This is a genomic window from Xanthomonas sp. NCPPB 3959, from assembly GCF_056675575.1.
Genome location: NZ_JBWWVR010000006.1, coordinates 249,778 through 260,111 on the forward strand (window position 1 = coordinate 249,778; position 10,334 = coordinate 260,111).

Annotated in this window: 10 protein-coding genes; 4 read left to right on the top strand and 6 right to left on the bottom strand. The window is 64.6% G+C overall.

Features of this window, described 5'->3' with window-relative positions; all coding sequences use genetic code 11:
- Window positions 1-8: 8 nt before the first annotated feature.
- The 4 genes from AC1KVG_RS09635 to pyrE all read right to left on the bottom strand — a co-directional run bounded on the left by AC1KVG_RS09635 (window position 9) and on the right by pyrE (window position 3,213).
- Window positions 9-938, bottom strand: coding sequence for a ParB/RepB/Spo0J family partition protein (locus AC1KVG_RS09635; RefSeq protein ID WP_023905462.1), 930 nt, complete (start codon window positions 936-938; stop codon window positions 9-11).
- On the bottom strand, window positions 938-1,735 hold the full coding sequence (locus tag AC1KVG_RS09640; protein WP_023905461.1) for a ParA family protein: 798 nt from the start codon (window positions 1,733-1,735) through the stop codon (window positions 938-940). Before AC1KVG_RS09640 ends, AC1KVG_RS09635 begins: the two co-directional genes overlap by 1 nt.
- A gap of 115 nt (window positions 1,736-1,850) precedes the next feature.
- Window positions 1,851-2,531 carry a hypothetical protein gene (locus AC1KVG_RS09645; protein ID WP_481094250.1) on the bottom strand — a complete coding sequence of 227 codons (681 nt, stop codon included), beginning with the start codon at window positions 2,529-2,531 and terminating at the stop codon, window positions 1,851-1,853.
- A gap of 22 nt (window positions 2,532-2,553) precedes the next feature.
- The gene (pyrE, locus tag AC1KVG_RS09650; protein ID WP_481094251.1) at window positions 2,554-3,213 is read right to left on the bottom strand and encodes an orotate phosphoribosyltransferase; all 660 of its coding nucleotides are present in this window, start codon (window positions 3,211-3,213) and stop codon (window positions 2,554-2,556) included.
- Window positions 3,214-3,340: 127 nt separating this feature from the next.
- Here pyrE and AC1KVG_RS09655 point away from each other — a divergent pair, with 127 nt between their 5' ends.
- From AC1KVG_RS09655 to AC1KVG_RS09665, 3 genes are all read left to right on the top strand, one after another.
- A complete protein-coding gene (locus AC1KVG_RS09655; RefSeq protein ID WP_481094252.1) occupies window positions 3,341-4,141 on the top strand; it encodes an exodeoxyribonuclease III in 801 nt (266 codons plus the stop codon).
- Window positions 4,138-5,505, top strand: coding sequence for an AmpG family muropeptide MFS transporter (locus AC1KVG_RS09660; protein ID WP_481094253.1), 1,368 nt, complete (start codon window positions 4,138-4,140; stop codon window positions 5,503-5,505). The genes AC1KVG_RS09655 and AC1KVG_RS09660 overlap by 4 nt, the downstream gene beginning before the upstream one ends.
- A 71-nt stretch (window positions 5,506-5,576) precedes the next feature.
- The gene (locus tag AC1KVG_RS09665; RefSeq protein ID WP_023905456.1) at window positions 5,577-5,804 is read left to right on the top strand and encodes a hypothetical protein; all 228 of its coding nucleotides are present in this window, start codon (window positions 5,577-5,579) and stop codon (window positions 5,802-5,804) included.
- A gap of 256 nt (window positions 5,805-6,060) precedes the next feature.
- Here the strand turns inward: AC1KVG_RS09665 and AC1KVG_RS09670 are convergent, their stop codons facing one another.
- The gene (locus AC1KVG_RS09670) at window positions 6,061-7,203 is read right to left on the bottom strand and encodes an anhydro-N-acetylmuramic acid kinase (protein WP_481094254.1); all 1,143 of its coding nucleotides are present in this window, start codon (window positions 7,201-7,203) and stop codon (window positions 6,061-6,063) included.
- Between the two features lie 73 nt (window positions 7,204-7,276).
- The gene (locus tag AC1KVG_RS09675; RefSeq protein WP_481094255.1) at window positions 7,277-8,695 is read right to left on the bottom strand and encodes a peptidoglycan DD-metalloendopeptidase family protein; all 1,419 of its coding nucleotides are present in this window, start codon (window positions 8,693-8,695) and stop codon (window positions 7,277-7,279) included.
- Window positions 8,696-8,865: 170 nt separating this feature from the next.
- Here AC1KVG_RS09675 and tyrS point away from each other — a divergent pair, with 170 nt between their 5' ends.
- The gene (tyrS, locus tag AC1KVG_RS09680) at window positions 8,866-10,077 is read left to right on the top strand and encodes a tyrosine--tRNA ligase (protein WP_481094256.1); all 1,212 of its coding nucleotides are present in this window, start codon (window positions 8,866-8,868) and stop codon (window positions 10,075-10,077) included.
- Window positions 10,078-10,334 lie beyond the last annotated feature (257 nt).

The following is a 10,334-nucleotide window of genomic DNA, read 5'->3' on the forward strand; positions in this document are numbered from 1 at the left end:
GCAGGAACTCAGCTGCGCTGGGCGCGTAAACGTTCCAGCACGCCATCCAGCGTGTCCAGGTCGGTGTAATGAATCACCAGCTTGCCCTTGCCGCCGCGGCCGTGGTTGAACACTACCTTGGTGCCCAGCGACTCGGACAGCTCGGTTTCCAGCGAGGCGATGTCGGCCTGCGGTGCGGCGGCGGCCGGCTTGCCCTTGCGCAACGATCCGGGCACCTTGCCGGCGGCGAACTGCTGCGCGCGATGTTCCACCTCACGCACCGACCACCCCTGGTCGGCCGCTTCCTGCGCCAGCTTGCTGGCCAGTTCCGGCGCCAGGGTGAGCAGCGCACGCGCATGGCCCATTTCCAGGCGGCGGGTTTCCAGCAGCACCCGGATCGCCACCGGCAATTCCAGCAACCGCAGCAGGTTGGACACCGACGCACGCGAGCGGCCTACCGCACCGGCGGCCTCGGCATGGGTCAGCGAAAATTCGTCGATCAGCCGCTGCAGCGCCTGCGCTTCTTCCAGCGGGTTGAGGTCTTCGCGCTGGATGTTCTCGATCAGCGCCATCGCGATGACGGTGCGGTCGTCCAGCTCGCGCACCACCACCGGCACCTCGGTCAGCCCGGCCAGTTGCGAGGCGCGCCAGCGGCGTTCGCCGGCCACGATCTCGAACTGCCCCGGCGCCAGCTCGCGCGCCACGATCGGCTGGATCACGCCCTGGGCCTTGATCGATTCGGCCAGCTCGGCCAGCTTGACCTCGTCCATCTCCTTACGCGGCTGGTACTTGCCCGGCTGCAACTGGGTGACCGGCAACTGGCGCAAGCTGTCGCCCGGCTGCAAGGCGTCTTCGCTGGCTGCGCTCGGCGCCGCTGCGGCTGCTGCGCCCTTCGGTCCCAACAGCGCTTCCAGGCCGCGGCCCAGACCACGCTTCTTTGCGGGGATCGGCTTGCTCATCAAACGGTCTCCACGGGCCGGTAGGCCTTGTTGCGATCGTTCTGGCGGCGCACGATCTCGCCGGCCAGCCCCAGGTACGCCACGCCACCGCGCGAGGTGCGGTCGTACCCGAGGATGCTCTGGCCATGGCTGGGCGCCTCGGCCAGGCGCACGTTGCGCGGCACGATGGTGCGGAACACCTTGTCGCCGAAATGCTGGGTCAACTCGGCCGACACCGCATTGGCCAGGTTGTTGCGGATGTCGAACATCGTGCGCAGCACGCCTTCGATTTCCAGCGCCGGATTGAGGTTGGCGCGCAGCGCCTCGATGGTTTCCAGCAAGGCAGTGAGTCCTTCCAGCGCGTAGTACTCGCACTGCATCGGCACGATGATCGAGTCGGCGGCGGTCAACGCATTGAGCGTGAGCAGCGACAACGCCGGCGGGCAGTCGATCAGGATGAAGTCGTACTCGTCGCGGATCGGCGCCAGGGCGCGCTTGAGCCGCTGTTCGCGCTCGCTCTGATCCATCAGCTGGATCTCGGCGGCGGTCAGGTCGATGTTGCCCGGCAGCAGGTCGAAGCCTTCCGGCGCGGTCACCCGGATCTCGGCAGCGGTGTTTTCGCCCAGCAGCAGATCGCAGGTCGAGGCGGCCACATCGCGCTTGTCGATGCCGCTGCCCATGGTGGCGTTGCCCTGCGAGTCCAGATCCACCAGCAACACACGCTTGGGCGCGCGCGCCAGGCCGGCCGCCAGATTGACTGCCGTCGTGGTCTTGCCGACGCCGCCTTTCTGGTTGGCAATGGCGATGATCCGGGCCATGCGGGAGAGCCTCGTGGGCAAGGAGTAAGACCGGCCATTATGCGGGCAGGGCGTCGGATCGGGAAATGCCGCCCGCAGCAGCGCGCCGCGCCGGCGGGAATGACGGCTGCGCCAGTCAGCCGCTCGGCGAAGTGCCGGCCGGCGGCTCCTTCATGGCCCGGTAGCGCAGCAGGATGTCGGCGATTTCGCCGTCCAGCGCCACCCGTTGCTGCTCGAAACTGGTCTGTAACCGCAATTGCGCCATCAGTTCGCGATGGCGCTGTTGGATGTCGCCGGCCAGCTTGTCGGCAACTGCCTGACCGGCCAGTTCGCGATTACCGGCAGTGCGCAGCATGCTGGCCAGCCCCTCGCGCAGGCTGGTCACATTGAAGCGCGCGGTGTGGATGTTGTTGTCGACGATGGCGATGCGCTCATTGAAGACCCGGCGCAGGTCGTCCTCGTTTTGGTAGGACATCAACATCGCCTGGTCGGTGCGCTGGCGCATCTGCTCGGCGGCCAGATCGGCCTGGCGTTGCTGCTCGCTGGCCGCGGCGGCGGCACGCTCGTCGCTGCTCATCGCGCGCTGCACCTCGGCGCTGCGCATGCCGCTCTTGACGTTGAATTCGTCGCGCGCCTGGTTCACCGCCTCCGGCGGCAGCGTGTCGCTGCACACGCGGGCGCCGTTCTGGTTCCAGCAATACAGCTTTTTCGCGGCCGGTTTGTCCTGCGCACTGGCGGGCGCGGCGGCGATCGTTGTCGCAACGACAGCTGCCGCCGCAGCGGCGAGTAACGCCAAACGGATGTGTATCGGCATCATCGCAGCCCCCTGTCGCCTGCCGTCAGCCTGTGGTGTCGGTGCCGTAGCGGCCACGATAGGCCAGCAGCGGTTCCCGGAAGCCCACAAGGTCGGCGTTTCCTGCCGCAAAAGCAAGCAAGTCGCCCAGGTTGGCCACCGCAATCACCGGGATGCCGGCCTCGGCTGCTACCGCCTGTGCGGCCGAGCGGCGATCCTGTTCGGAGGCGATCTCCTGCCGGTCCAGCGCCACCACGATCCCGGACGGAACGCCGCCCGCGCCGCGGATGATGCCCAAGGCCTCACGGATTGCGGTGCCGGCGGTGATCACGTCATCGACGATCAAGACCTTGCGCCCCTCAAGCGGCGCACCGATCAGGCTGCCGCCCTCGCCATGCGCCTTGGCTTCCTTGCGGTTGAACGCCATCGGCAGATCGCGCCCGCGCCCGGCATACGCGCAGGCCAGCGCGGTCGCCAACGGAATGCCCTTGTAGGCCGGCCCGAACAACAGATCGAATTCCACTCCCGCCGCATCGATCGCATCGGCATAGCACTGCGCCAGCTGCGCAGTCTTGGCGCCCGAATCGAAGCGACCGGCATTGAAGAAATACGGGCTGAGCCGCCCGGACTTGAGCGTGAACTCGCCAAAGCGTAGGGCATCGGCGCCCAGGGCCAGCTGCAGGAAACGGGTGCGGTGGTCGGTCATAGTGACGAGATTGGGGAGTGGGGATTCGGGATTGGAAAGCATAGCCGGTCGCGCCTTGCGGCATCCGCTGATGCGGTACGCTTTCACGCATCTCCAATGTCCATTCCCGAATCCCGGCTCTTCATCTATGCGCATCATCAGTTTCAACGCCAACGGCCTGCGCTCGGCCACGACCAAGGGCTTCTTCGAGTGGTTCGCCACCCAGGACGCCGACGTGCTATGCGTGCAGGAGACCAAGGCTCAGGAGCATCAGCTGGCTGGGCCGAAATTCCTGCCCACCGGCTACAAGGCCTGGTTCCGCGATGCCAGCACCAAGAAGGGCTACAGCGGCGTGGCGATCTACAGCAGGCATGAGCCCGACGAAGTGCGCACCGCGCTGGGCTGGCCCGAGTTCGACGAAGAAGGCCGCTATATCGAAGCGCGCTTCGGCAACCTCAGCGTGGTGTCCTTCTATATTCCGTCCGGTTCATCGGGCGAGTTGCGCCAGGGCTACAAGTTCCAGGTGATGGAATGGCTGCGGCCGATCCTGGACGAGTGGCTGGCCAGCGGCCGGCAGTACGTGCTGTGCGGCGATTGGAATATCGTGCGCACCGCGCTGGACATCAAGAACTGGAAGTCCAACCAGAAGAACTCCGGCTGCCTGCCGCCCGAGCGCGACTGGCTCAACGGCCTGTGCGCCGACGCGCCTGAAGAAGCCAACGCCGCCAGCGGCCGCGGCTGGGTCGACACGTACCGCGTGCTGCACCCGCAGGGCGAGGACTACACCTGGTGGAGCAACCGCGGCGCCGCGCGGGCCAACAACGTCGGTTGGCGCATCGACTACCAATTGGTCACGCCCTGGATGCGCGACAAGCTGCAACGCTGCGCGATCTACCGCGAGCAGCGCTTCTCCGACCACGCCCCTTACATCGTGGATTACGCGGAGTGAGCGGGGTCACCAAGCCACGTCGACGCTGGCAGCAAGTGCTGACCAACCTTCGCCAGCGCAAAGTGCTGACGATGCTGCTGCTGGGCTTCAGTTCCGGCCTGCCGTTGTACCTGGTTGGCAACACGCTCGGCTTCTGGATGCGCAAGGAAGGCATCGATCTGAGCACGATCGGTTTCCTGTCCTGGGTTGGCCTGGCTTACACCATGAAGTTCTTATGGGCACCGATTGTCGACAAGACGGACGTGCCGTTGCTGGGCCGGTTGGGGCGACGCCGCGGCTGGATGCTGCTATCGCAGGCGGTCGTGGCGATAGGTCTGGTTGGCATGGCGCTGGTCCAGCCCAAGGGCGGCCAGGTACTGGTGATGGGCATTGCCTGGGAACACCTGGTGGTGTTCGGCGTGATGGCGGTGGTGGTTGCCTTCGCCTCGGCCACACAGGACATCGTCATCGACGCGTGGCGTATCGAAAGTGCCGACAACAGTGAGCAGCTCGGCCTGCTGACCTCCGCCTCGGCACTAGGCTATCGCTCGGCCTTGTTAGTGACCGATGCGCTGATCCTGATCATCGCCGCACGCGTCGGCTGGCAAGTCTCTTATGAAGTCATGGCAGCGCTGATGGTGCTGGGCGTGATCGCCGTGACGATGGCGGGTGAGCCGGCCCGCGAAATCATTGCCGTGCAAACACAGGCTGCTTCGCTGTGGACCCCGCGCGGGCTGTTCGACGCAATCGCCGGGCCGTTTCTTGCCTTTATTCGTGAGCATCGCAGCGGCGCAATCTTGATCCTGGTAGCCATCAGCGTCTATCGCATGGCCGATTTCGTGATGGGGCCGATGGCCAATCCGTTCTATGTCGACCTTGGCCTGTCTGAAGATACCGTCGGCGCCATCCGCGGCTCGGTGGGGCTGGTTGCGACGTTCGTCGGCATTGCAGCGGCCGGTCTGGTCTCCGTGCGCTGGGGAGTGCTTGCGACATTGATGGTTGGTGCAGTGTTGGGACCATGTTCGAATCTGGCATTTGCATGGTTAGCCTATGTCGGCCCGGACACGACCAAATTTGCAGTGGCGATGGCGATCGATAACTTCGCCAACGGATTTGCCGGAACCGCGCTGATCGCCTACATGTCCAGCCTGACCAGCTTTGGCTATACCGCAACCCAGTACGCTTTACTGAGTTCGTTCTATGCCATGCCGGGGAAGGCTCTGAAAGGCTTCTCGGGCTGGTCGGTCCAGACATTGTCACAGGGACGAACCCTGCTGGAGGGGTACGCCTTGTTCTTCGTCGGGACAGCGCTGATTGCGATCCCCGTTGTGGTCCTGTGCGGGATGCTTATCCTGCAGCAGCGCCGGCATACTGCTGCGGCTTGACGGCCGCGGGTGGCCGCAGCGCTGCGGGATGATCGCCAACACGCCGGAAACCTTGCGAATAGGGAGTATGCATGACCGATCTGGTATTACGTGACATCGACCCATTGCTGGTAGACAGGATCCGTCGCATCTCCGTTGCACGCGGCTGGACCCAGCACCAGGCCGTGATGCATCTGCTCGAACAAGGCCTGTTCGCCAGCGAGTACGAAGTCACCGGCGGCCTGCAACACCCGGAAGTCGATGCCCTGGCCGAAGCGATCGCCGCCCTCAAGGCGCTGCCGGCGGGAAATCATCCCTAGCGCTGCACAACGTTCAGCCAGCGCTGCCTCGCGTGCGAATCCACCCGGCGCGACGATGGTGTACAACTGCGGACGGCTCGGTCAAAAGCCATGCACATTGCCGAGAAGGACTGAGGCTACGGCACACTCGCCGGCTAGACCGCACACATCATCGCCACACCTGATTAGTTGAGCGCTGGTGAGAGTCGCCAGATGCAAGGGAGGGCATTTCGAGAAGCGAGGCCGGTGGCATCCGGATAGAGCCGATGCAGGCCGCTTACGCCGGATAAATCGCCCCCAACAATCGCGGCCCCGCCGCCCCGGTCACCGACGGTAGATTGGCCGCACGCCCCGCGATCAGCTCCGCCGCCAACCACGCAAACCCCATCGCCTCCAGATAATCCGGATCCAGCCCATGCCGCGCGCTGGATTCCACCACCACGCCCGGCAACCGTGCCGCCAATCGCGCCATCAACACCGGATTGCGCACCCCGCCACCGCACACCAGCACCCGGCGGGTGTCGGGCTGCAGCCGCAACAACGCATCGGCGATGCTGGCCGCAGTGAGTTCGAGCAGCGTCGCCTGCACATCGGCCGCAGCCAGCGCCACGTTTCCTAAGGACTGCATCGCCTGCAACGCCCAGGCCAGATGAAACTGCTCGCGCCCGGTGCTCTTGGGCGGCGCCAGCGAAAACCACGGGTCGGCCAACAACGCCTGCAGCAGCGCGGCATCGACCTGCCCACTGGCAGCAAATATCCCATCGGCATCGAACGGCGTGCCGTGATGCTGCTGGCACCAGCTATCCAGCAACGCGTTAGCCGGGCCGGTATCGAAGCCCAGCACCGCGCCATTGCGCGGGATCAATGTCAGGTTGCCGATGCCGCCCAGATTGAGCACTGCACGGTCTTCGTCGCCCACGCCCAGCATGGCCAGATGAAACGCTGGCATCAACGGCGCGCCCTGACCACCGGCAGCCACATCGCGACGGCGGAAATCGGCCACCGTGGTAATGCCGGTGTGCTCGGCAATCCGGCTGGCATCGCCAATCTGCCAGGTGAAGGCCGGATCGGCCTTGGGTCGATGCCGAATGGTCTGCCCATGCGAGCCGATCGCCCGAATGCGCCCACGCGCAATACCGCTCTGGCGGATCAATTGATTGGCGGCGGCCGCAAACGCCAGCCCCACCTGCGCATCCAGCTGCCCAAGCGCATCGATGGCGATCACTTCGGCGCCCTGGCCCAGCATCACCAGCGTCTCGCGCAGCTGCGGCTCCCAGGCCACCGTCGTGCCGGCAACCAGTTCGCAGCGGCGGTGGCTGTCGTCTTCGAAGCGCACCAGCGCGGCATCGATGCCGTCGGCACTGGTGCCCGACATCAGGCCCAGGTAAAGCGGAGATTCCAGGTGTTCCAGAGCAGACATGCCAGAGCCAGTTGTGTAGCGATCCCCCAGCTTGTGCAGCCGGGCAGGGGCCGTCAACCGGCCCCGCACCCACTCAACCGCGCGGCTTGCCCTTGGCAGGCTTGGCGGCGTCGGCGTAGATCAACTTCTCCATGCCTTCGATACGCGCCAGCGCCGGCGCCGTCTGCGCACGGAATGCGGCCAGCTCGGCGCCTTGCAACGGTTCCGGCGGCGGCATGGTCACCGACATCGGGTTGCGCTGCTGCCCGGCCACGCGGAATTCGTAATGCAGATGCGGGCCGGTCGCAAGACCGGTCATGCCGACATAGCCGATCACCGTGCCCTGGTTGATGCGCTGCCCCGCCTTGACCTTGCCGAAGCGCGACATGTGCCCGTACAGCGTGCTGAAATTCCTGCCGTGGTCCAGGATCACCACATTGCCGTAGCCGCGCTGGGTGCCGACAAACACCACCCGCGCATCGCCGGCCGCCATGATCGGCGTCCCCGACGCTGCCGCGTAGTCCACACCTTTATGCATGCGCATCGTGCCCAGCACCGGATGCCTGCGTGCGCCGAAGGTCGAGCTGATGCGGCTGTAAGCCACCGGCATCCGGATGAAGCTCTTCTTCAAAGGCCGGCCGGTGATGTCGAAATACTCGGCCGGCTTACCGGCACGCTCGAAGCGGAAGCCGGTGTAGGTTTTGCCGCCGGTGGTGAAGGTCGCCGCCAGGATGTCGCCGGTGTTGATCCGCTCGCCTTCGCGCCAGGTCTCATCCATCACCACGCTGAAGCGATCGCCCGGTTGCAGATCCTTGTCGAAGTCGATGTCGTACTTGAAGATCTCGTCGGTCATGATCGCCACTGCCGCCGGCGACAGGCCCGATTTGCCGGCCGAGGCGTACAGCGAGCTGCTGATTTCCCCGCTTGCCACCACCGTGCGTGTGGTCGTTGCACGCTCGGTGACGTTCTCGCGCACGCTGTCGCCCAGCAGGCGCAGCTCCACACGGTGGCTGTCGTCGCGGTCGAAGCGCAATGCGCGCAGCTCGCCTGGCGTCGGTATATCGAAGGCGATCTCGGCGCCCGGACGCAGCTTGGTCAGCGCCTCCTTGGTGCCCGGATGTGCCAGCACCTGGTACATCACCGTGGTCGGAATTCCCAACTCGCCGAACAGGGTGCTCAGCGTCTGGCCCGACTTGACCTGCACGATTTCCCAATCGGTACTCGGCGCCAGCTGCTTGCGGCTCGGCACCAACGGCGGCAGCGGCAAAGCCAGTGTGGAATGGCTAGAGAGTGGCGTATCGATGGCGTTGGAGAAGCCCGGCACGATCGTGGCCACCAGCGCACCGATGGTGGCGAACAGGCTGGCGTGGATCCAGTGGCGGCGCGTCCATTGATCGTTGAACGCTGCAGGAAGATGGGCCTTGAGCTTGCGATGCAGGGCAGTGTCGTGGAGGACGTGGAGGCGTTCTTGAAAGCGCCGCTTGCGTGCACGGCCCTGCTCTGAGTTCTGCATCGTTCAAATTCCTCGCTGGCTCGAAGTGCGAGCCCAATCGCCGGTACCATAGACAGCCTGTAACAGCGCGTCAAACCATTGAGCCTGTTCAACATTTTCATTTGGCGCGAAATTAACCCGCGTTTAACATCGTTCACGTTTTTGACGGCAAGCGCCGCTGGAGTCTGTGGTTGGCCACTATCGAAGAATCTCTCGCACTCATCGGCCGCGGCGCCGAAGAGATCCTCAAGCTCGATCAGCTCGAAGCACGCCTGAAGTCGGGCGTGCCATTGCGAGTAAAGGCCGGGTTCGATCCCACCGCGCCGGATCTGCATCTGGGCCACACCGTGCTGCTCAACAAGATGCGGCAGTTCCAGCAGCTCGGGCACCAGGTGATCTTCCTGATCGGCGACTTCACCGGAATGATCGGCGACCCCAGCGGCAAGAACGTCACCCGCAAGCCGCTCAGCCGCGAAGACGTGCTGGCCAACGCGCATACCTATGAGGAGCAGGTCTTCAAGATCCTGGACCGCGAGCGCACTGAGGTGCGCTTCAACTCCGAGTGGTTCGGCCAGATGAGCGCCGCCGACATGATCAAGCTGTCGGCCCAGCACACCGTGGCGCGCATGCTCGAGCGCGACGACTTCGCCAAGCGCTTCAGCAGCCAGCAGCCGATCGCCATCCACGAGTTCCTCTATCCACTGGTGCAGGGCTACGACTCGGTCGCCTTGAAGGCGGATGTCGAACTGGGTGGCACCGATCAGAAGTTCAACCTTCTCATGGGGCGCGGTCTGCAGGAGCATTACGGCCAGGCCCCGCAGGTCGTGCTGACCATGCCGTTGCTGGAAGGCCTGGACGGCGTGGCCAAGATGTCCAAGTCGCTGGGCAACTACATCGGCATCAACGAGCCGGCCATCGACATCGTCACCAAGACCATGAAGATCGGCGACGAGCTGACCTGGCGCTGGATCGATCTGCTCTCCTTTGATATCAGCGTTGCCGAGGCCGCACGTCTAAAGGAGCAGGTCGCTTCCGGTGAACTGCATCCGCGCGAGGTCAAGCTGCGCCTGGCCCGCGAACTGACCGCACGCTTCCACGATGCCGCTGCTGCCGAGCAAGCCATCGCCGGCTGGCATGCCGTGGTGACAGGGCAGGGCGACACCAGCCTGTTGCCGCTGCAAGAAGTTGTCGTTCCTGCCGAGGGGCTACGGATCGCCAGTCTACTCACCGCTGCTGGCCTGACGCCGAGTAATTCCGAAGCGACGCGCAAGCTCAAGGAGCGAGCGGTCAAGATTGACGGCGAAGTGGTCGAAGACCTCGCTCGCCAATTCGGACCAGGCTTTGAAGGTGTCATCCAGGTAGGCAAGCGCAATTTCGCCCGTGTGGCGCTGGTCGGCGGCTGAGCTGGCGAAGGGGCTGCTGCATGGCGGCAACCCCGGCTTTGCGACGACATATATAAGAGCCCGTAGCACCTCATATGTGCGATCAGCGGCTTGCTGCAGTCACCTATGACGAGATACCGCCGCACGCTAAGCAAAGATCGTGAAAATTTTTTCACAAACCTCTTCCCAAATAGGCGTCTTGAGCATATAGTTCGCCTCCCCCGACGCAACGGACCCGCAAACGCGGAACCAGAGCCGAAGGGTTCGAAAACCTCCAG